Annotated in this window: 26 protein-coding genes; 23 read left to right on the plus strand and 3 right to left on the minus strand. The window is 37.1% G+C overall.

Annotated elements, in window-relative coordinates:
* Nucleotides 1–7: 7 nt before the first annotated feature.
* From ACODS7_RS04930 to ACODS7_RS04940, 3 genes are read right to left on the minus strand one after another with little or no spacing between them, the layout of a single operon-like run.
* Nucleotides 8–547: a flavodoxin family protein gene (locus ACODS7_RS04930; protein WP_029443598.1), complete on the minus strand. Its 540-nt coding sequence runs from the start codon at nt 545–547 to the stop codon at nt 8–10.
* Between the two features lie 4 nt (nt 548–551).
* Complete coding sequence (locus ACODS7_RS04935; protein WP_029443597.1) at nt 552–920, minus strand: MerR family transcriptional regulator; 369 nt, start codon at nt 918–920, stop codon at nt 552–554.
* Nucleotides 921–971: 51 nt separating this feature from the next.
* On the minus strand, nt 972–1,865 hold the full coding sequence (locus ACODS7_RS04940) for a LysR family transcriptional regulator (RefSeq protein WP_029443596.1): 894 nt from the start codon (nt 1,863–1,865) through the stop codon (nt 972–974).
* Between the two features lie 151 nt (nt 1,866–2,016).
* Between ACODS7_RS04940 and ACODS7_RS04945 the strand changes: the two genes are divergently transcribed.
* The 23 genes from ACODS7_RS04945 (at nt 2,017) to ACODS7_RS05055 (ending at nt 22,159) form a co-directional block, all read left to right on the plus strand.
* The gene (locus ACODS7_RS04945) at nt 2,017–3,039 is read left to right on the plus strand and encodes a YeiH family protein (protein WP_029443595.1); all 1,023 of its coding nucleotides are present in this window, start codon (nt 2,017–2,019) and stop codon (nt 3,037–3,039) included.
* A 277-nt stretch (nt 3,040–3,316) separates the two neighbouring features.
* Nucleotides 3,317–3,514, plus strand: coding sequence for a helix-turn-helix transcriptional regulator (locus ACODS7_RS04950; protein ID WP_000538364.1), 198 nt, complete (start codon nt 3,317–3,319; stop codon nt 3,512–3,514).
* 11 nt (nt 3,515–3,525) lie between these two features.
* A complete protein-coding gene (locus ACODS7_RS04955; protein ID WP_029443594.1) occupies nt 3,526–3,915 on the plus strand; it encodes a hypothetical protein in 390 nt (129 codons plus the stop codon).
* 18 nt (nt 3,916–3,933) lie between these two features.
* Nucleotides 3,934–4,155, plus strand: coding sequence for a hypothetical protein (locus ACODS7_RS04960; RefSeq protein WP_001150199.1), 222 nt, complete (start codon nt 3,934–3,936; stop codon nt 4,153–4,155).
* Nucleotides 4,152–4,547 carry a hypothetical protein gene (locus ACODS7_RS04965; RefSeq protein ID WP_029443593.1) on the plus strand — a complete coding sequence of 132 codons (396 nt, stop codon included), beginning with the start codon at nt 4,152–4,154 and terminating at the stop codon, nt 4,545–4,547. The genes ACODS7_RS04960 and ACODS7_RS04965 overlap by 4 nt, the downstream gene beginning before the upstream one ends.
* A 16-nt stretch (nt 4,548–4,563) precedes the next feature.
* Nucleotides 4,564–4,791 (plus strand): hypothetical protein, encoded by a 228-nt coding sequence (locus tag ACODS7_RS04970; protein ID WP_000524131.1) that lies wholly within the window; start codon nt 4,564–4,566, stop codon nt 4,789–4,791.
* Nucleotides 4,792–4,891: 100 nt separating this feature from the next.
* Nucleotides 4,892–5,653 (plus strand): MerR family transcriptional regulator, encoded by a 762-nt coding sequence (locus ACODS7_RS04975; protein ID WP_243168294.1) that lies wholly within the window; start codon nt 4,892–4,894, stop codon nt 5,651–5,653.
* Nucleotides 5,650–6,270 (plus strand): hypothetical protein, encoded by a 621-nt coding sequence (locus ACODS7_RS04980; protein WP_016079745.1) that lies wholly within the window; start codon nt 5,650–5,652, stop codon nt 6,268–6,270. The genes ACODS7_RS04975 and ACODS7_RS04980 overlap by 4 nt, the downstream gene beginning before the upstream one ends.
* A gap of 44 nt (nt 6,271–6,314) precedes the next feature.
* A complete protein-coding gene (locus tag ACODS7_RS04985) occupies nt 6,315–6,746 on the plus strand; it encodes a DUF4362 domain-containing protein (RefSeq protein WP_029443592.1) in 432 nt (143 codons plus the stop codon).
* A gap of 151 nt (nt 6,747–6,897) precedes the next feature.
* Entirely contained in the window at nt 6,898–8,874 is a 1,977-nt protein-coding gene (gene uvrB, locus ACODS7_RS04990; protein ID WP_243168293.1) for an excinuclease ABC subunit B, read from the plus strand.
* Between the two features lie 5 nt (nt 8,875–8,879).
* Entirely contained in the window at nt 8,880–11,756 is a 2,877-nt protein-coding gene (uvrA, locus tag ACODS7_RS04995; RefSeq protein ID WP_029443590.1) for an excinuclease ABC subunit UvrA, read from the plus strand.
* A gap of 59 nt (nt 11,757–11,815) precedes the next feature.
* Nucleotides 11,816–12,265 (plus strand): DUF4275 family protein, encoded by a 450-nt coding sequence (locus tag ACODS7_RS05000; RefSeq protein ID WP_029443589.1) that lies wholly within the window; start codon nt 11,816–11,818, stop codon nt 12,263–12,265.
* Nucleotides 12,266–12,379: 114 nt separating this feature from the next.
* Complete coding sequence (locus tag ACODS7_RS05005) at nt 12,380–12,760, plus strand: phage holin family protein (protein WP_001267308.1); 381 nt, start codon at nt 12,380–12,382, stop codon at nt 12,758–12,760.
* 156 nt (nt 12,761–12,916) lie between these two features.
* The gene (gene hprK, locus ACODS7_RS05010; RefSeq protein WP_001127251.1) at nt 12,917–13,846 is read left to right on the plus strand and encodes an HPr(Ser) kinase/phosphatase; all 930 of its coding nucleotides are present in this window, start codon (nt 12,917–12,919) and stop codon (nt 13,844–13,846) included.
* 24 nt (nt 13,847–13,870) lie between these two features.
* Nucleotides 13,871–14,683: a prolipoprotein diacylglyceryl transferase gene (gene lgt, locus ACODS7_RS05015; protein WP_000924240.1), complete on the plus strand. Its 813-nt coding sequence runs from the start codon at nt 13,871–13,873 to the stop codon at nt 14,681–14,683.
* 67 nt (nt 14,684–14,750) lie between these two features.
* Entirely contained in the window at nt 14,751–15,401 is a 651-nt protein-coding gene (ppaX, locus tag ACODS7_RS05020; RefSeq protein WP_001222403.1) for a pyrophosphatase PpaX, read from the plus strand.
* A 33-nt stretch (nt 15,402–15,434) separates the two neighbouring features.
* Nucleotides 15,435–15,947 (plus strand): acyltransferase, encoded by a 513-nt coding sequence (locus tag ACODS7_RS05025; protein WP_016079750.1) that lies wholly within the window; start codon nt 15,435–15,437, stop codon nt 15,945–15,947.
* 139 nt (nt 15,948–16,086) lie between these two features.
* Nucleotides 16,087–17,598 (plus strand): tetratricopeptide repeat protein, encoded by a 1,512-nt coding sequence (locus ACODS7_RS05030; protein ID WP_016079751.1) that lies wholly within the window; start codon nt 16,087–16,089, stop codon nt 17,596–17,598.
* An 85-nt stretch (nt 17,599–17,683) separates the two neighbouring features.
* Nucleotides 17,684–18,640: a thioredoxin-disulfide reductase gene (trxB, locus tag ACODS7_RS05035; RefSeq protein ID WP_001288078.1), complete on the plus strand. Its 957-nt coding sequence runs from the start codon at nt 17,684–17,686 to the stop codon at nt 18,638–18,640.
* Between the two features lie 165 nt (nt 18,641–18,805).
* A complete protein-coding gene (locus ACODS7_RS05040; RefSeq protein WP_000455196.1) occupies nt 18,806–19,612 on the plus strand; it encodes a DUF368 domain-containing protein in 807 nt (268 codons plus the stop codon).
* A 229-nt stretch (nt 19,613–19,841) separates the two neighbouring features.
* A complete protein-coding gene (locus ACODS7_RS05045; RefSeq protein WP_243168291.1) occupies nt 19,842–20,300 on the plus strand; it encodes an NUDIX hydrolase in 459 nt (152 codons plus the stop codon).
* Between the two features lie 20 nt (nt 20,301–20,320).
* Nucleotides 20,321–21,202 (plus strand): RNase adapter RapZ, encoded by an 882-nt coding sequence (gene rapZ, locus ACODS7_RS05050; RefSeq protein WP_000138459.1) that lies wholly within the window; start codon nt 20,321–20,323, stop codon nt 21,200–21,202.
* A gap of 3 nt (nt 21,203–21,205) precedes the next feature.
* On the plus strand, nt 21,206–22,159 hold the full coding sequence (locus ACODS7_RS05055) for a gluconeogenesis factor YvcK family protein (RefSeq protein ID WP_000712187.1): 954 nt from the start codon (nt 21,206–21,208) through the stop codon (nt 22,157–22,159).
* Nucleotides 22,160–22,165: the final 6 nt, after the last annotated feature.

Below are 22,165 nucleotides of genomic sequence, written 5' to 3' on the forward strand. Positions count from 1 at the left end.
CTTATTTCTATTTGCTATTTTTGAGTTTATTATTATACAATTGTGCTTTTGTCAGTGCCTCAGCATCATTTTGGATTTCATCTAATCCATTCGCATCCCCAATAACATAACCTTCAAATGATGAACCAACAAAATCAAAGATATATTGGAATTGAGCGATAAGCGGTAATGCTTTTAGCTTTGGATTGTCCCCGCCAACGATGACAACATACATTTTTTTGCCTTTCATTTTTTCTTTGAAATGAAGAGATGTATCGCGCAAGCTTTGTGACCAGCGATCAACAAAGTTTTTCATATGTCCACTCATTCCGTACCAATATAATGGTGTAGCAAAGATAATTGTGTCGTGCTCTAACATGCGTTTGATTAACTGCTCGTAGTCATCATTTACAGGTTGGAATCCTTCTGCATCATGACGCTTATCTGTAATAGGATAGACTGTGTGATCACGTAAATAAATTTGTTCTGTTTCAATTTCATCAATCATCATATGTGTTAAAACTTCCGTATTTCCGTTTTGTCTTGAACTGCCATGTATAACAAACATGTAATCATCCCTTTTCTTTTGCTTGTTTTAGGAGTGAAACGTGTTTTTGCAAATTCGTTTGGATGTTGGAAAGTAATGTGATTTGCTTTGTTACTTCATTGAGTTTATCTTCGTAAAGCGTAAGGATACTGCTGCACGGATTGTCGTACAGGTGCGGTTCAATTTCAAGGCAGCGCAGCATCCTTGCCGCCTCTTCTAAATTTAAGCCGATTTGTAAGTACATTTGAATAAGCTCCACTTTTTCGATGGCACTTTCATCAAAATCACGGTAACCATTTGCAAGGCGCTTAGAAGGGAGTAATCCCTTTTCTTCGTAATGTCTTAGTGATCTTTCACTAACGCCAGTTTCTTTTGATAATTCTCCAATTCGCAATGTGTTTCACTCCTTTTACATGTATTGTAAACCTTCACACTAATGTGAAGGTCAATGCTGTTTTTTCGCAAAAGAATTTACATGATTCAAGAACACTTGAATGGCTTTAGATGGAATGAAATATTTGCCGCGCACGATGGAGAACGGACGGATTAGTTGTTCATTTGGAACTTCGACGTGGAATAGTTCTTTTGCTAGTAGCTCTTTCCGTACAGTCCAATCAGAAAGTATAGCGATGCCAAGACCGGCACTAACAGCTTCCTTTACGCTTTGGATACTACTGAATGTAAAGAATCGTTTCATTTTTAAATGGTGTTGATGAATAAAGCGGTCACTATAAGCGCGTGTACCAGAACCACTTTCTCTTAATACCCATACTTGATCTTGGAGTGTGCTTTCATTTATTTCATTTGTGCGGAGCAATGGATGATTTGGCGGAACGACAAGCTTCATTTCATCTTGCATAAACGTTTCAACGTCAACATCAGCGTATATGACTTGCCCTTCTACTAGGCCGATATCAATTTGATTAGAGCGAAGGCTTTGCAAAACGTCTTCTGTATTTGAGATGAAAGTATGAACTTCGACGTGTGGATTTTCATTCGCATAGTTAGCCAGTATTTTTGGAAGTAAGTATTCGCCAATTGTAAAACTAGCACCAATGCGAAGTGTTCCTGTTACAACGTTATGTAGTTCATTAATCTCTTGCTTAGCATCTTCGTAAAGAGAGAGCATTTGCTTTGCATGTATATATAATATGTTTCCAGCTTCCGTAACTTGGACGTGCTTCGGAGAGCGTTGAATAAGTGTAGTGCCAAATTCGTTTTCTAAGTTGCGTATATGCATACTTACTCCGGGCTGTGAAAGGTTTAATAATTCTGCTGCACGTGAGAAGTGTTTCTGTTCAACGACAGTAACAAAAATTTTTAAAATATCTACGTTCATATAATGGGCTCCTTTCTTTTTCTATCATCTTATCATAAGTATTTCTGATGATAGAGATTTGGTATTGGTATTAAACTTATTATAGAAACTCTCTTATAATGTAAGTAGAAAGAACATGCATGTTCCAATACGATTATTGGGGTGGTACAAGGTGGAACAAACACTTGTTATACAAAAGAAGAAGGGCTTTGGATTTTCGCAAGGAATTGGGATTACATTATTAATCGCAATTGCCGCGAAATATTTAGCAGAGCTTCCATTTTTAAATATTATGGGACAATTAGTAATTGCTATTCTAATTGGGATGGTTTGGCGCGCTGCAATTGGAGTTCCTCATGATGCGATTGCAGGAACGAACTTTGCGAGTAAGAAGTTACTGCGCTTTGGGATCATCTTACTTGGAATGCGATTAAATCTTGTTGATATTGCGAAGGCGGGACCGAAAGTATTGGTCATCGCGGCGGTTGTTATTACATTTACTATTTTTGTTGTATACGGACTAACGAAAGTATTTAAAGTAGAAAAGAAACTTGGGATTTTAACAGCATGCGGTACGGCAATTTGCGGCGCGGCCGCGGTCGTGGCAATTGCACCGCAAGTGAAAGCAAAAGATGACGAAACAGCAGTTGGAGCAGCGATCATCGCGATTTTAGGTACAATATTTACGCTTATTTATACGTTATTATATCCAGTGCTTGGTTTATCTCCATACGGATATGGAGTGTTCTCAGGGGCGACACTGCATGAAATTGCTCACGTAATTGCGGCTGCGGCGCCAGGAGGAAGCACGGCTGTAGATATCGCAGTTATCGTGAAATTAACGCGCGTTGCAATGCTTGTACCAGTAGCGATTTTAATCGGATTATGGTTTGGTAAGAGCGAGGGAAGCAAAGAAAAAAAATCGTGGCGTGACCTTCCAATTCCTTGGTTCATCTTCGGATTTTTAGCGATGAGTGCAGTGCATTCGCTTGGGATTATTCCAGAAGTTGTTGCGGGATACATTGTTGTCATTGCTTATATGCTAATCGCAATGGCGATGGCGGGGCTCGGTTTAAATGTAGAGTTTAAAACGTTCCGTAAATTAGGAAGTAAAGCATTCGTGGCGGGGCTGATTGGCTCGGTTTGCTTATCGGTTCTTGGATACGTTCTTGTATGGGGATTAGGATTTATTTAAGTAGGACGAAGAAGCTGTTCCAAAAGATATTTTGGGGCAGCTTCTTTCTTATGCTTATGGTGCTACTGATGTCGATATATTTGGGAAATCGCCGATATAAATGGAGTTGCGCTGATATATTTAAAAAATCGCTGATATAAATTGAATTACTCTTGTACTTTGTTAGAGAAGATATGCAGTGAAATGTTTTTCTAAAATTTGTAAAGATATCTTTACTTATAACTGGAAAATATTTACAATTTAAGTAAAGATATCTTTACTTTTGAAGGTGGATCCTATGGGTGTGAAAAATAAAATAAAAGAGTTAAGAAAGCAAAATCATATAACACAAGTTGAAATGGCAAAGGCGATGCAGGTGACGCGGCAGACAATCGTGGCGATTGAAAACCATCATTATAACCCGAGTCTAGAGTTATCCTTAAAAATCGCCAAGTATTTTGGAGTGAAGGTGGAGGAAATATTTACGCTGGAGTAAGGGGAGGAAATATGAACGATACTAAAAAGTTATTAATCGGTGTGACTTTTGGATTGTTTTTAGGAGACATTATAGTTCATATTATGAATCCGGCTATACCAATTTTACCGCTCGTAGTGAGTAACGTTTTAGCAATTGTATTTTTGATAGTGTATGTGTATTACAAAAAGCGTAAGTACAAAAAAGAAGAACTTCCCGATATAGATGAGCGAGTAATTGAAAATATAAAAAAACATGTAAACGTCTCATTTGTATTCGCATTTCTGTTGCTTATTGTTTATATTGTTGCGAGTAAAGCAATAGGCAGGGCTGTTATACCAGTGCAAGAGATATTTATAATATGTAGTTCCTTATTTGCAGGTAGTCTCATTATAGGAGTTATGGTAGGAAAACGAGCATAGCGATAGGGGGAATAAAAAATGCAGGATGAGTTTGAGAGATTTCAGTCAGATAAAGCGTTTAAATATGTAGGGTTATTTTTTACGATTAGTTTAGCGATATGGAGTTTATATAATTTAATTGTTGATGGAAATGCTGGTATGCCGTTTGTTTTATTTGTACTAGGGCAGTGGGTATATTTTCTTGTGAACTATTGGCCGAAGTGGAAATATAGAAATCGAAAAGAGGCTGATCATGTATGAGTAAGAGAGAGGTCATGAGATTCGTAGGGAGTTTGCTTGTAGCAGGAATTCTTTTAAATACGAGTTTAATGATTTTAAGTATTTCGTGGGGAACTATTTTTATATCGAATGTAGCGCTAGTCATTTTATATGGAATTTCGGAATATAAAGAGCAGAAGCATTTGAAAGAAGAGGGAGTACCATCGATTGATGAGCGAGTTGTGAACAAGATGAAGTCATATTTTACGATTTGTATTACAAGCTTCGTTTTCTTGTTTATTATGTATCTTTGTGTAAATAAGTATTTAGATAGGCAAGCAGTACATGTAACTGAGCTATTATATATTGCTATCTTTGGTGTATTAATAAGTATCGCATCAACGAGCGTATTAGCAACAAGGAATAATAGATAGAAAAAGGGGAACTGGGATGGGATTACCGGTGTTATGTGTCGCTACAGCTATATTTGCGCTTCTTTGGGGAATGCAAAATTTTTCTCGTAATCCAGTGCCGAGTATTTGTATTATGATTGGTACTGTAGGTTTATCGTATTATTTATTATTATTAGCCCATTATCATAAAACGGCAACGAGTGTTGTTGTTGGAGCACTTATTTTATTTTGTGGGCGCGCCATACAAAAGGGGTTATTTCCATAAAAGCTGTTTATACACTTTGTATAAACAGCTTTTTGTATTTTTTTTACAAAATACTTGAAAGTTACGTAACGTCATCTTCTATAATGAGGGGGAAGAGGTGATGGTAGTGATTTCAATACAAGAATTGACGAGAGAAACAGGGGTTACAGTACGTACACTACGTTATTATGATCAAATAGATTTATTAAAGCCGAGCGGAAAAACAGAGGGTGGGCATCGGTTATATAGTGAAGCTGACGTTATTCGTTTGCAACAAATTTTATTTTTAAAAGAAATGGGATTTTCATTAAAAGAAGTTGCGAATATGTTAGTAAAAGGTGAGCTGGATTTGAAAAAATCACTTGAAAACCAACTTCGATTTGTACAAGAAGAGCAAAAGAAGTTCAATCGAATGGAGCGTGTTTTACAAGCGGTTGTTTATTCGGTAGATGTAGAGGGAGAACTTGATTGGAAAGTTATGTTTGAACTTATTCAGCTTTCAAAACAGTCTCCTCGTATACGTGAAATATTTCAAAATGAAGTATTTTCAAAGGAAGAACAAAAGTTGCTTCATAATTTGCCAAATATGAGTGAGGAAGATCCGAATGTTTTAGAATGGGTAGATTTATTAAAGCAATTACGTATTTTTATGAAAGAGGGTAAAGAAGCCGCTAATGATGAGGTACAAAGGGTAATGAAGAGATTAATGCAGAAGTGTTTAGAAATGGCTAATGGTGACGAAGCGTTTTTAGATAAGTTATGGGAGGTTAGAAAATCAAAGGAAGATGCACAGAAAATGAGCATGTATCCAATTGAAGAAGAGTTTTTATTATATATGGATGAAGCTTTTCGTATTTATGATGAAAGGGAGAAGGATAAATGAGCATACTCGCAGAATATCGTTGGTATTTTTTAATTGGAGCAGAGATTATATTTTGGTTATCGGCTATTGGTTTCTTTTTACTCCGTTACGGATTTCGTTTGAAGAAGGCGAGCTTTATTATGGGGATTGTACTCCTCGTAAATGAAGTGTTTATTTTAACATTAGGGGCAGTGGACTATTATCAAACAGGAAAGTTCTCTAATTTTCAAATTATTACTGTAATTATTTTATTGTATGCAGTTTTCTATGGGAAAAAGGATTTGAAGAAGCTTGATATATTTGCGCAAAAGCTAGTTGCGAAATGGCGTAATGAACCAGCGCCTATTATTGAAGAACAGATAGAATTAACAGGTATGGCCTATGCAAAGCAGGAAATAAAAAATTGGGTATTACATCTTGTTTTATTCGTTGGTGTGCACATATTCTTTTTCTTCGCGTATGGATTTATTCCATTTGAACAATGGGGTAATTGGTTAGAATCGGGAATCGTTTTAAATAAAGCTGCAAGTCGCGTGAGCCAAGTGTGGGCGATTATATTTTTAGTTGATACAGCGATTTCATTTTCATATGTGTTTTTTCCGAAGAAGGAGAAAGGAAAAGAAAAGCTACTTTCATAGTTGAAAGTAGCTTTTGGGTATACAAATAATTTTTATAGGAGAGGATGACAATAGGAAAAAGAATCAGTTTTATATGTCTATTTCTTTTTACTTTAGTAGCATGTTCACCATCTAACACTACAATTGATAAGAAGAACGATGTCATTGTAAAGGGAACCAGGATTTCCAATCTAGATAAATTTGAAAAGTTCGTTTTGAATGTCGAGCAAAGGGAAGTTGATAAAATAAGAATTGTACAGTATACCCTTGAAGGGGACCCGATTTTTCAAACGTTAGAGTATAGTGGGAACGATATATTTTATGTGTCAGATAATAGAAAAGACAAATTTGCTGGGAAGGATAAAGGGTTACATAAAGATAGTTGTAAAAGTATTGTTAAAGACCAGCGCGAATCAGGAATCACTTATAGGCTAATAGATTGTACGAATGAAGCTGGGCGCAATGGATATGACTTAGTATATGTACCTAAAAAATAGAGTTAGTAGAGGAAGGAAGTATTTACTCCTTCCTTTTTCTATGTGTATATTGTCGAAAATTTTACCGAATATCTGTTCGTTTTTTTAGGTTTTTTATAGGCATTCGTGGTAAAATAATAATACAGATTTTTATGAGGAGGTCGGATTTTACTTGGAACATCAATTTGAAATTATATCAGCGTATTCCCCGCAAGGTGATCAGCCGGTAGCTATAGAGAAGCTTGTAGAGGGAATTAATAGTGGAAAGAAAAAGCAAGTGTTGCTTGGAGCGACAGGAACGGGTAAGACATTTACGATTTCAAATGTCATTAAAGAAGTGCAAAAGCCAACACTTGTTATGGCTCACAATAAAACGTTAGCAGGACAGTTATATAGTGAGTTGAAAGACTTTTTCCCGAATAATGCAGTTGAGTATTTTGTTAGTTATTACGATTATTATCAGCCAGAAGCGTATGTACCACAAACAGATACGTTTATTGAAAAGGACGCGCAGATTAATGATGAAATTGATAAATTGCGTCACTCAGCAACGTCTGCATTATTTGAACGGGACGATGTAATTATCGTTGCGAGTGTATCGTGTATATATGGTTTAGGTTCTCCTGAAGAATATCGCGAGTTAGTTGTATCACTTCGAGTTGGTATGGAGAAGGACCGCAATCAATTGCTTCGTGAACTTGTTGATGTACAGTATGGACGTAATGATATTGATTTCAAGCGTGGTACATTCCGTGTGCGCGGAGATGTAGTTGAAATCTTCCCAGCATCACTTGATGAGCATTGTATTCGAATTGAATTTTTCGGCGATGAAATTGATCGTATTCGTGAAGTAAATGCGTTAACAGGTGAAGTATTAGCAGAACGTGATCATGTAGCAATCTTCCCAGCATCTCACTTCGTTACACGTGAAGAGAAAATGAAGGTCGCTATTGAGAATATCGAAAAAGAATTAGAAGAGCGTTTAAAGGAATTAAATGATAAAGGTAAGTTGCTAGAAGCACAGCGTATAGAGCAACGTACACGTTATGATTTAGAAATGATGCGCGAGATGGGCTTTTGTTCAGGTATTGAAAACTATTCCCGTCATTTAACACTTCGTCCAGCGGGTGCAACACCGTATACGTTATTGGACTATTTCCCGGAAGATTTCTTAATTGTTATGGATGAGTCGCACGTATCAGTGCCACAAGTAAGAGCGATGTATAACGGGGACCAAGCACGTAAGCAAGTACTTGTGGATCATGGATTCCGTCTGCCATCAGCTTTAGATAATAGACCGCTCATGTTTGATGAGTTTGAGGAGAAAACAAATCAAGTTATTTACGTTTCGGCGACTCCAGGACCGTACGAGTTAGAGCAGTCACCAGAAGTAATAGAACAAATTATTCGTCCAACAGGGCTTTTAGATCCACCAATCGATATACGACCTATTGAAGGGCAAATTGACGATTTATTAGGAGAGATTCAAGATCGTATTGCAAAAAATGAACGTGTATTAATTACGACTTTAACGAAGAAAATGTCCGAGGATTTAACGGACTACTTAAAAGATGTAGGAATTAAAGTTAACTATCTTCACTCTGAAATTAAAACGTTAGAACGTATTGAAATTATCCGCGATCTTCGCCTTGGTAAGTTTGATGTACTGGTCGGTATTAACTTATTACGAGAAGGATTAGATATTCCAGAAGTATCACTTGTAGCGATTTTAGATGCTGATAAGGAAGGGTTCTTACGTTCAGAGCGCTCATTAATTCAAACAATTGGTCGTGCCGCGCGTAATGAAAACGGCCGAGTTATTATGTACGCAGATCGTATAACAAGATCAATGGGAATTGCAATTGAAGAAACGCAGCGTCGTCGTACTATACAAGAAGCCTACAATAAAGAGCATGGTATTACGCCGAAAACGATTCAAAAAGGCGTACGTGATGTAATCCGTGCAACGACAACTGCTGAAGAGACAGAAACATACGAAGCAACTCCTGCTAAGAAAATGACGAAAAAAGAGCGTGAAAAGACAATTGCGAAGATGGAAGCAGAGATGAAAGAAGCAGCAAAAGCGTTAGACTTCGAGCGTGCAGCTGAACTAAGAGATTTACTATTAGAATTAAAAGCGGAAGGGTGAAAAGAGTGAGTAAGAGCAAGGATTTTATCGTTGTAAAAGGTGCTAGAGCACATAACTTAAAAAATATTGATGTAACCATTCCGAGAAATCAGCTTGTCGTTGTAACGGGATTGTCTGGTTCGGGGAAATCATCATTAGCATTTGATACGATTTATGCAGAAGGGCAGCGCAGATACGTAGAATCGTTATCTGCGTATGCGCGCCAGTTTTTAGGACAAATGGATAAGCCGGATGTAGATACGATTGAAGGATTGTCACCAGCGATTTCAATCGATCAAAAAACGACGAGTCGTAATCCACGTTCAACTGTCGGAACGGTAACGGAGATTTATGATTATTTACGTTTATTATTTGCGCGAATTGGTACGCCAATTTGTCCAAATCATGGGATTGAAATTACATCACAAACAGTAGAGCAGATGGTAGACCGTGTTCTTGAATATCCTGAACGTACGAAATTACAAGTGTTAGCTCCTATCGTTTCTGGTCGTAAAGGTGCACATGTGAAAGTACTTGAAGATATTAAGAAGCAAGGATATGTTCGTGTACGTGTTGATGGTGAAATGCTCGATGTGTCTGAAGAGATTACGTTAGATAAAAATAAGAAGCATTCCATTGAAGTTGTAATTGACCGTATTGTTGTAAAAGAAGGAATCGCAAGCCGTCTTGCTGATTCACTTGAAAGTGCATTAAAGCTTGGCGGAGGCCGAGTTTTAATCGATGTAATGGGAGAAGAGGAACTTCTATTTAGTGAACATCATGCTTGTCCGCATTGTGGTTTTTCAATCGGAGAATTAGAGCCGCGTATGTTCTCATTCAACAGTCCGTTCGGAGCTTGTCCTTCTTGTGATGGACTTGGTTCAAAGCTAGAGGTAGATTTAGAACTTGTTATCCCGAACTGGGATTTATCATTAAATGAACATGCGATTGCACCTTGGGAACCGACAAGTTCACAATACTATCCACAACTTTTACAATCTGTATGTAATCACTACGGCGTTGATATGGATATGCCTGTGAAAGATATACCGAAAGATTTATTTGATAAAGTGTTGTACGGAAGCGGGGAAGAGAAGGTTTATTTCCGCTATGTAAATGAATTCGGTCAAGTAAAGGAAAATGAGATTTTATTTGAAGGTGTTATTCCAAACATTGAACGTCGTTATCGTGAAACGAGTTCCGATTACATTCGTGAGCAAATGGAAAAGTATATGGCAGAACAAGCTTGTCCGAAGTGTAAAGGCGGCCGTTTAAAGCCTGAAAGCTTAGCTGTTTTTGTTGGTGATAAAACGATTGCTGACGTAACGAAGTATTCAGTTCAAGAAGTACAAGAATTTTTCTCGAATGTAGAGCTAACGGAGAAGCAACAAAAAATAGCTCATTTAATTTTAAGAGAAATTCAGGAGCGCGTTGGATTCTTAGTGAACGTTGGTTTAGATTATTTAACGCTAAGTCGTGCGGCTGGTACGTTATCAGGTGGTGAGGCGCAGCGTATTCGTTTAGCGACGCAAATTGGTTCTCGTCTAACTGGCGTACTTTATATTCTTGATGAGCCTTCAATTGGTTTACACCAGCGCGATAACGATCGTCTTATTCGTACATTGCAAGAAATGCGCGATTTAGGTAATACGTTAATTGTGGTTGAACATGATGAAGATACGATGATGGCTGCTGACTATTTACTTGATATCGGACCTGGTGCAGGTATTCACGGTGGTCAAGTTGTGTCAGCAGGTACACCAGCTGAAGTGATGCAGGATGAGAATTCGCTGACAGGTAAGTATTTAAGCGGTAAAGAGTTTATTCCAGTTCCACTTGAAAGACGTAAAGGTGATGGACGTAAAGTAGAGATTGTCGGCGCAAAAGAGAATAACTTAAAGAATGCAAAAATGTCATTCCCACTCGGTACGTTTGTAGCGGTAACAGGTGTATCTGGATCAGGTAAAAGTACGATGATTAATGAAGTACTATATAAATCGTTAGCGCAAAAGTTATATAAAGCGAAAGCGAAGCCAGGTACTCATAAAGAGATTAAAGGTCTTGAAAATTTAGATAAAGTAATTGATATTGATCAATCGCCAATTGGTCGTACACCACGTTCTAATCCAGCGACGTATACAGGTGTATTCGATGATATTCGTGATGTGTTTGCACAAACGAATGAAGCGAAAGTGCGCGGATATCAAAAAGGACGTTTCAGCTTTAATGTAAAAGGTGGACGTTGTGAAGCGTGCCGTGGTGATGGAATTATTAAAATCGAAATGCACTTCTTACCAGATGTGTATGTTCCGTGCGAAGTTTGTCACGGTAAACGATATAATCGTGAAACGTTAGAAGTGAAATATAAAGATAAGAATATTTCTGAAGTGTTAGGGATGACAATTGAAGATGGAGTAGAATTCTTCGCCAATATTCCTAAAATTAAGCGTAAACTTCAAACGCTTGTAGATGTTGGGCTTGGTTATATGAAATTAGGTCAACCAGCAACAACATTATCTGGTGGGGAAGCACAGCGTGTGAAATTAGCTTCTGAATTACACCGTCGTTCTACAGGTCGTACGTTATATATTTTAGATGAGCCAACGACTGGTTTACATGCGCATGATATTGCACGTCTTCTAGAAGTGCTGCAACGTCTTGTTGAGAGTGGTGAGACGGTACTTGTAATTGAACATAATTTAGATGTGATAAAAACAGCTGATTATATCGTTGATCTTGGACCAGAAGGCGGGGACAAAGGTGGACAAATTGTTGCTTCCGGAACGCCAGAGCAAGTAGTGAAAGAAGAGCGCTCGTATACAGGTAAGTATTTAAAAGAGATTTTAAATCGTGATAAAGCAAGAATGAAAGAGAAAATAAAAGAAGTAGAATTATCGCAATAAGTGTGTGAATAAAAACCGAGTGGAAATGACACTCGGTTTTTATTGTATAGGGGGAGAAGATGGAGTTTTTAGAGGTGTTAAGAAAGAAAAATATGAAGGTAAGAGAATTTCAAAGTTGGGGTGTATATTTTCGAAAGTGCTGGGAGGATCACTTTGCAAATCATTTAAGTGATAAAGAAAAAGAAGATATTTTTCTTCATGGAGATAGGTATGCATGTGGTTATCTATGGCACATATTTAGTTATGAGAAAAAGAAGTGTTTAGAGGGTAAAGAAGCGGAAAACGAGTTTCATAATGAAGTGAAAAAGGATTGCTACATTTTCTACCAACACTGTGATGAGGTACTGTTAATAAAGGATGCGAGTTTGTTACATATGGATGATATATTGTGTGAGACAGACGATGCGTATAAAGGTGATATCTATATTGTAGATAAAGATTTCACTTGGACCTTTGTGAAAACTCATGAACATAGGTGGTGTGGTCCTTATTTCGCAAGGAAGTGTTAGTAGGTATACAAGCATAAAGGGTAGAATAAGTTGATATAAGTGTTTGTATGATACTTGCGTTTATTATCTATTAGCGTATGATGAAATATATATGTCAAAAGGATGTGTAAGAAAATGAGATGGATTGTATCACTTCTTGTAAATAGCGTTGTGTTAATCGCTGTATCGGGGCTTTTAAAAGGGATTGCACCAGATGCATTTTACGTAGCAAATATACAAACTGCAATTATTGCGAGTATTATATTGGCGGTTTTAAATGTGTTCGTAAAGCCGTTTTTAATTTTAATTACGCTACCAATTACTGTTGTAACTTTCGGCTTCTTCTTAATTGTTATTAATGCGATTACGTTAAAAATAGCAGATTCATTATTAGGAGATGCTTTTAATATATCAGGATTTGGTGTAGCGATTGTTGCCGCAATTTGTATTTCAATTTTTAATATGATTATTGAAAAGGCAATTGTGGAACCTCTATATGAAAAAAAGAGAAAATGACAAAAAGAAAAACATTTCATTATTCGTATGAAATGTTTTTTTCTATTTATTAGAAACCGTATTTCTTGTTTCCAGAAAAAAATGGTACAATATCCGGTAGAATGGAATTTTACATCAAACGAGACTGAACCCGCAGCGGAGTGGAGGTTTATACATATGCCAAAAGTAAGGACAAAAGATTTAATTGAACAATTTCAATTGGAGTTAATAAGTGGTGAGGAAGGAATTCATCGTCCGATTGATACAAGTGATTTATCACGACCTGGAATTGAAATGGCAGGATTCTTTACATATTATCCAGCTGATCGCGTGCAGCTTCTTGGAAAAACGGAGCTTACGTTCTTTGATACGTTAACAACAGAGCAAAAACAAGAGAGAATGAAAGCGCTTTGTACCGAGGAGACGCCATGTATTATTATAACTCGTAATCAAGATGTACCAGATGAGTTATTACAGGCATCACGTGAATCAGGCATGCCTTTATTACGTTCTTCTCAAACGACAACGAGATTATCAAGTCGTTTAACTAATTATTTAGAAGGTAAGCTAGCACCAACAACTGCTGTTCATGGTGTATTAGTAGATATTTACGGTGTTGGTGTTTTAATTACAGGTCAAAGTGGTGTTGGTAAAAGTGAGACAGCTCTTGAACTTGTGAAGCGTGGTCACCGCCTTGTTGCGGATGATAGTGTAGAAATTCGCCAAGAAGATGAAGACACATTAGTAGGAAGCTCACCAGATTTAATTGAGCATTTATTAGAAATTCGTGGTCTAGGTATCATTAACGTTATGACGTTATTCGGTGCAGGGGCAGTGCGAAATTATAAGCGTATTACACTTGTTATTAATCTTGAAATTTGGGATCAAAAGAAAAACTATGATCGCTTAGGTCTTGATGAAGAGAAGATGAAAATTATTGATACAGAACTTACGAAGATTACACTTCCAGTTCGTCCTGGTCGAAACTTGGCTGTTATTATTGAAGTAGCAGCGATGAACTTCCGTTTAAAGCGTATGGGAGTCAATGCAGCACAGCAGTTCTCAGAACGATTAATGAGTGCGATTGAGTTAGGGAATCAGGAGTAAACATTGGAGAGGGAGGTCATACATATGCTGTTAGGTTCTGTACCGCAGCTTGACCGCGTAGCTGTCCAACTTGGGCCGTTTCCTGTTTATTGGTACGGGATTATTATCGGTACAGGTGTGCTATTAGGTCTTTGGCTAGCAACTCGCGAGGGAGAAAGGCTAGGTATTCCAAAAGATACATTTGTTGACCTTGTATTAATTGCAGTACCGATCGCTATTCTATTTGCGAGAATGTACTATGTTATTTTTGAATGGGAATATTACGCGCAAAACCCGAGTCAAATTATTAATATTCGTCAAGGTGGCTTGGCGATTCATGGTGGTTTAATCGGAGCGGTTATTACAGGGATTCTTTTTGCAAAGCGACGCGGGGTTTCATTCTGGAAGTTGGCGGATATTGCTGCACCAAGTATTTTACTAGGACAAGCAATTGGCCGATGGGGAAATTTTATGAACCAAGAGGCGCATGGTGATGAAGTAACGAGACAGTTTTTAGAAGGTCTTCATTTACCAGATTTCATTATTAATCAAATGTATATTGAGGGTGTGTACTATCATCCGACGTTTTTATATGAATCATTATGGAATTTTGCAGGTGTAATTTTACTACTTGCATTAAGAAAAGTGAATTTACGCCGCGGGGAATTATTCTTCACATATTTAATTTGGTATTCAGTAGGACGCTTCTTCGTAGAAGGCTTACGTACTGATAGTTTAATGCTAGGACCACTTCGTATTGCACAAGTAATGTCAATTGGACTTGTTGTTATTTCTATTATTTTCATTATTGTGAGACGAAAAATGGGGCAAGCTGATAAAAGATATTCGGAAAATTAGAGAAAAGTAGCATCTTATTATAAGATGCTGCTTCTTTCATATTCAGGAAGGCGAAAGGACTAAGGCAATGAGAATAAATACAGTGTTATTTGATTTAGATGGAACTTTAATTAATACAAACGAACTTATTATTTCTTCTTTTTTACATACTTTAAATACGTATTATCCAAATCAATATAAGCGTGAAGATGTGTTGCCATTTATCGGTCCATCTTTGCATGATACTTTCAGTAAGATTGATGAAAGTAAGGTTGAAGAGATGATTACAAGTTATCGCGAATTTAACCATGATCATCATGATGAATTAGTAGAAGAATATGAAACTGTATATGAAACAGTTCGAGAGTTGAAGAAGCAAGGTTATAAAGTTGGTATTGTTACAACGAAAGCGAGACAAACCGTTGAGATGGGATTACAGTTGTCAAAGCTTGATGAATTTTTTGATGTTGTCGTGACAATTGATGATGTAGAGCATGTGAAACCACATCCAGAGCCACTTCAAAAAGCGCTTGAATTATTAGATGCAAAACCAGAAGAGGCATTGATGGTTGGAGATAATCATCATGATATTGTCGGTGGTCAAAATGCGGGGACGAAAACAGCTGCGGTTTCATGGACGCTGAAAGGTAGAGCGTATTTAGAGGCTTACAAGCCGGACTTTATGCTAGATAAAATGAGTGATTTGCTACCGATTTTGTCTAATATGAACCGTTCATAAAGGTCCAAGTAAGTTAGTAGAGGAGCGAGCTAAGTGCGACGGACAACGCGCTATCCTGTTTCAGGAGAAAATTCATTATGGAATGTGTATAAAACAGTGTCTTTTTGGAAGGTAATGAAAAACTTTATTATTATCCAAATTGCGCGTTACACACCATTTTTATCTGTGAAGAATTGGTTGTACCGTACTTTTTTACGGATGAAAGTAGGAAAGAAAACATCATTTGCGCTTATGGTAATGCCGGATATTATGTTCCCGGAAAAGATAACTGTGGGAGAGAATTCGATTATTGGCTATAACACAACGCTTTTAGCACATGAATATTTAATTCGTGAATATCGACTTGGGGAAATCGTCATTGGAAATGAAGTGATGATTGGAGCGAATGTAACAATATTACCAGGTGTGAAAATTGGAGACGGTGCGACTGTCTCAGCTGGCACGCTTGTTCATAGAGATGTACCGAGCGGTGCTTTCGTAGGTGGAAATCCAATGCGTATTATTTATACGAAAGAGCAAATGATCGCAAGAGAAGGTTCATGGTGAAAATGTAACATTTCTCCTCTTTTTTTATGAATAAAAAGGAAATAATTGAGTATAATATACTGTTTTGTTTTTTACGGAATCGTTTATACTTATAGATAGAAGAATGTGTGAACGAAGAAAACAAAAAACTGGAGGATATATGGGGAAAAATCAAAGGATATATAAGGAGAACGGACAAGTTATCTCTTTTAATCAATTAGCGGAATTCTTTTATAAAAAAGGGATGAGAGCTTACAAAGGGCAAAAATTGCAAGATGCAATTAAATATTTTCGAAGAGCGGCACAAAGTGAGAAGGAGCCGTTTATTTTATGTCAATTAGCAACAGTATTATCTGAGGCTGGTGAATATCAAGAATCGAATCAAATCTTCTTAAAGTTAGTTAGATCTAATCCAGAACTTGAACAGTGCTATTATTTTATTGCAAATAATTATGCATATATGGGGTTATTTCAACAGGCGAAGAAATATGCGGATCGTTATTTAGAAGTTGCAAAAGAGAAGGAATTCGTAGAAGATACATTAGAACTTCTTGAGATTATGGAAGAAGAAGCAATGGGTGCGGAAGAGATTGAAGATGAAGATGATTTAATTGTTATGCAGGAAGAAGCGAATCGCTATATTCGTAATGGACAATTGGAAGAAGCAATTGCTACATTAGAAATTGTTACGAAAGATTATCCGGAATTTTGGTCAGGTCATAATAATTTAGCCATTGCACATTTTCAATCGGGTAATGTAGACAAAGCACTGAAGTTAACAGAAATGATTTTAGAGAAAAATCCTGGTAATATACATGCGCTTTGTAATACGCTTATTTTTCTATATTCAATTGGAGAGCATAAACAAGTAGAAGCGTTAGCGGGACAGCTAGTTTCAGTATATCCGATTTCATTTGAACATCGTTTGAAATTGGGAACTACACTTGCAACAATTGGTTATTTTGAGCATGCATATAAATGGTTCAAACTATTAAAGCGTCAAGGATACGAAGGAGACGTTAGTTTTTATTATTGGTTTGCATATTCTGCTTATATGGTGAAAGATCAGCAACTAGCTGAAAAAATGTGGCAACATGTCGTGGAATTGCATCCTGATAAAAAGGGAAAAGAACCGTGGAATGCGCTGAATTTAGCAGATGAAGGACAAAACGTGTTATTTGAAGAATTACGAAAATCATTTCAGCAAAGTGCGACGTTAGAAGAACAAATGCTAGCTTTATATTTAATGAACGAATTGTCAACGCCGGAGAAGGTTGGATTCTTCTTTGATATAACGCAAGCGAAGAACGGTGTTCCCATCGTATCGCAACTTGCAAAGTACTTCTTTTTACTTAATAGTCATAAGAGTATTCCAGCTGATTTACAACAATTTGAGCAGTGCGTACGAATCGCGGATGCATTATACAATTATACGAAAAAAGATGATGAATTAATTGAAGAGTGTTTACACTTTTGGTTTTGTACGTTCATACGTTTATATACATCTGGAGACATATTTACAAATGTGTACGGCTGGTCAGCTGCGATTGAATACATTGTACGCGGCGAACAAGGAAATAAAATGACACAGTCGGAGCTTGGAGATGTATATAATGTATCTGTAGCGACTGTCCGAAAGTATGTGCAAGCTGTTAAGCGTACGCACACATAAGATAAGCAAATCATTGGGAAAAAAATGATGCTAACAGTATAATGAGGGTAACTTAATTGTGTAGGAATGGATAGGAGTGAATAGTGTGTCAGAAGAAAAAATTTATGATGTCGTTATTATTGGTGCAGGACCAGCTGGTATGACAGCTGCAGTATATACATCTCGTGCAAATTTAAGCACATTAATGCTTGAGCGTGGTATTCCAGGTGGCCAAATGGCAAACACAGAAGATGTAGAAAACTACCCAGGTTATGAGTCTATTTTAGGACCAGACTTATCAAATAAAATGTTCGAGCATGCGAAGAAATTTGGTGCTGAATATGCATACGGTGATGTGAAAGAAGTCATCGATGGTAAAGAATACAAAACAATTATTGCTGGTAAAAAAGAATATAAAGCACGTGCAATTATCGTTGCAAGCGGTGCAGAGTATAAAAAAATTGGTGTACCGGGTGAAACAGAACTTGGCGGCCGCGGTGTATCATATTGTGCAGTATGTGACGGGGCATTCTTTAAAGGAAAAGAACTTATCGTAATTGGCGGCGGAGATTCTGCTGTTGAAGAGGGTGTGTTCTTAACACGCTTCGCATCAAAAGTAACGATCGTTCACCGTCGTGACACGCTTCGTGCACAGAAAATTTTACAAGATCGTGCTTTCCAAAACGAAAAAGTAGATTTCATTTGGAACCACACTATAAAAGAAATTAACGAAGCAAGTGGTAAAGTAGGAAGTGTAACACTTGTAGACGTAAACAGTGGAGAAGAGAAAGAAGTCAAAACTGACGGCGTATTCGTATACATCGGTATGTTACCATTATCAAAACCATTTGTTGAATTAGGTATTACAAATGAAAATGGTTACCTTGAAACGAACGAACGTATGGAAACGAAAATTCCTGGTATTTTCGCAGCTGGTGATGTTCGTGAAAAAATGCTTCGTCAAATTGTAACTGCAACAGGTGACGGTAGTATCGCAGCACAAAGCGCACAACATTACGTAGAAGAATTATTAGAGGAATTAAAAACTGTATCAGAAAAATAAGGGATAATATACCTTGCGAGAAGAAAGCTACCGACAGGAGCTTTCTTCTTTTTTTGTGTGAAAATGTCAAAATTTCGTCAAAAAATATAAGGATTATAAGCTTTCTTATTGATATACTGGACTTTACGGAAAAAATCACTATAAGAAATGAGGAATTTATTCAGTATGGAATGGCGTAATATATATCGTGGATTTTGTATGGGCGTTAGTGATTTAATTCCTGGTGTGAGCGGCGGTACAATCGCTGTTGTGTTAGGGATTTATGAACAATTGCTTGCGGCAATTAGTGGATTCTTTAGTCGTGAATGGAAAAAACATTTAGGGTTTTTAATTCCACTTGCAGCTGGTGTGGCAGCAGCGTTTTTAACGTTAAGTCATGTTATTAAATATTTACTTGCAAATCATTATGAACCGACTCAATTTTTCTTCCTCGGTTTAATTATTAGTATATTACCGATGTTAATGAGAGAAGCTGATGCAAAGTCGTCGTTTAAAGGTAAGCACATTGTTTTATTAATAGTTGCAGCAATTCTTGTTGCGATCACAGCTTTCTTTAAACCAGATAAGGCAGCAGATCCAATTACGACGTTAACAATTTTAAATGCAATTGGTTTATTTTTCGCAGGATGGATGGCTAGTATGGCTATGCTACTTCCTGGGATTAGTGGATCGTTTATTTTATTAATTATTGGTGTGTATCCAACAGCAATTAACGCTTTAACTACACTTAACTTACCTTTAATCGTGGTTATCGGTGCTGGTGTTATGGTAGGGTTCGTTGTAAGTAGTAAAGGCATTAGTTTTTTATTAGATCGTTATAAAAGTATGACATTTGCGGCAATTATTGGACTTGTAATCGGTTCGATTGTAATTGTATTCCCTGGGATTCCGACCGGTGGATTTTCAATTATAAGTTCAATTATTACCTTTATTTTAGGATTTGCGATTGTTACTTATTTCGGTAAGAAATAAGGGCTTTAATCCCCTTGGCGATAAAAATCGTTAAGGGGATTTTTCATGCTATTCATTAAAAGTCTAAGCATTTACATTGCTTGTTATGGAAAGCTTTTTTAAAATTGTTGAGTAGCATATGCTTAGCGAAAGAGGACTGGCTCCTTCGTTGTAGCAAACTGTTTTTGATAGTATAATGAAAGAAGTATGCAGTGAGGAATTTTACTGCAAGTAGCTGAGGTGAAGAAACATGCAAAGAGTGACAAACTGTGTGTTAATTAGAGATAATGAAGTACTCTTACTCCAAAAACCTCGCCGAAATTGGTGGGTTGCACCAGGCGGGAAAATGGAGCGTGGTGAGACTGTAAGAGATTCCGTTGTTCGCGAATATCGCGAAGAAACAGGTATTTATTTGAAAAAACCAGCGTTAAAGGGGGTCTTCACCTTTGTCATCCAAGAAGGTGATAAAGTTGTTTCTGAATGGATGATGTTCTCCTTTTTAGCGACAGATTTTGCAGGAGAAAACAAACTAGAGAGCGAAGAAGGCATCATTGGTTGGCATACATTTGATAAAATTGATGATTTAGCAATGGCGCCAGGAGATTATCACATTATTGATTATTTAATTAAAGGAAATGGCATAATCTACGGTACATTTGTATATACCCCAGATTTTGAGTTGCTTTCATATCGATTAGATCCGAGTTAAACCGTCAAGGAGAGGATACGATGACAGAGAATAATGATATAAAAATGGTAATTATTACAGGGATGTCTGGAGCTGGAAAAACAGTAGCTTTACAAAGTTTTGAAGATTTAGGATATTTTTGTGTAGATAATTTACCACCGATGTTATTGCCAAAGTTTATTGAGCTTATGGCGGATTCAAAAGGGAAAATGAATAAAGTGGCACTTGGTATTGATTTACGTGGCCGCGAGTTTTTCGAACATTTATGGGGAGCACTTGATGATTTATCAGAACGTACATGGATTATTCCTCATATTTTATTTTTAGATGCGAAAGATAGTACGCTTGTAACTCGTTATAAAGAAACGAGACGTTCGCATCCACTTGCACCAACGGGTTTGCCGTTAAAGGGAATCGAAGCAGAGCGCAATTTATTAACAGATATGAAGGCACGAGCGAATATTGTGCTTGATACATCGGATTTAAAACCGAAAGAATTACGTGAAAAAATTGTTCACTTATTCTCAACAGAAACTGAGCAAGCATTTCGTGTAAATGTTATGTCATTTGGATTTAAGTACGGTATTCCAATTGATGCAGATTTAGTATTTGATGTTCGTTTTTTACCAAATCCATATTACATTCCACATATGAAGCCATTAACAGGACTAGATGAAGAAGTTTCTTCTTATGTACTGAAATTTAATGAGACACATAAGTTTTTAGAGAAGTTGACGGATCTGATTACTTTCATGCTGCCTCATTATAAAAGAGAAGGCAAAAGTCAACTTGTAATTGCAATTGGATGTACAGGTGGACAGCATCGTTCTGTTACGCTTACAGAATACCTTGGGAAACATTTGAAACCAGAGTATAGTGTTCATGTATCTCATCGTGATGTGGAGAAGAGAAAGGGCCATTAAGGGATGAAAAAAGAGAGAAAGCCTAAAATTGTCATCATGGGAGGCGGGACTGGACTTTCTGTTTTATTAAGAGGATTAAAGCAATATCCTGTTGATATTACAGCAGTTGTTACAATCGCTGATGATGGTGGCAGTTCGGGTAGATTACGTGATGAGCTAGAAATTCCACCTCCAGGTGACATCCGTAACGTACTTGTTGCGTTATCGGATGTAGAGCCACTGGTGGAAGCTTTATTTCAGCACCGTTTCACAACAGGAGACGGACTGAAAGGTCATGCGTTAGGAAATCTATTGTTGGCAGGTATGACCTCGATTACGGGAGACTTTTTCCATGCAATTACGGAAACAAGTAAAGTATTAAATGTCAGAGGACGTGTATTACCAGCAGCGAATCAAAGTGCGGTACTTCATGCGGAACTTGAAGATGGAGAAATTGTCACAGGTGAATCAAAGATTCCTTATTACGGAAAGAAGATTAATCGTGTCTTTTTAACTCCAGAAGATGTAGAGCCATTGCATGAAACGTTGGCTGAGATTAAACGAGCTGATTTACTTGTTTTCGGCCCAGGAAGTTTGTATACGAGTATATTACCCAACTTAGTTGTTAACAAAATTGGGGACGCTGTTCTTGCTGCAAAGGCGAAGAAGGTATATGTATGTAATGTTATGACACAAGCGGGTGAAACGATGGGATATACTGCTTTTGATCATGTGCAGGCGTTACACGATCATTTAGGGCAACCATTTATCAATACTGCAATTGTAAATAACCGTGAGATTCCTTGTGAATTACGTAAGTTATATGAAGAAGAAATGTCTACACCAGTTGTAGTGGATGAAGAACGTTTTGCTGAAAATAATATTGATGTTATTCAAGAGGGATTAGCGAAGTATGATGATCGTGTTGTAAGGCATGATACGTTAAAGTTAGCTTCGATTTTATATTCATTGTTATAAATATGC

This window comes from Bacillus sp. FG16 (assembly GCF_057809515.1).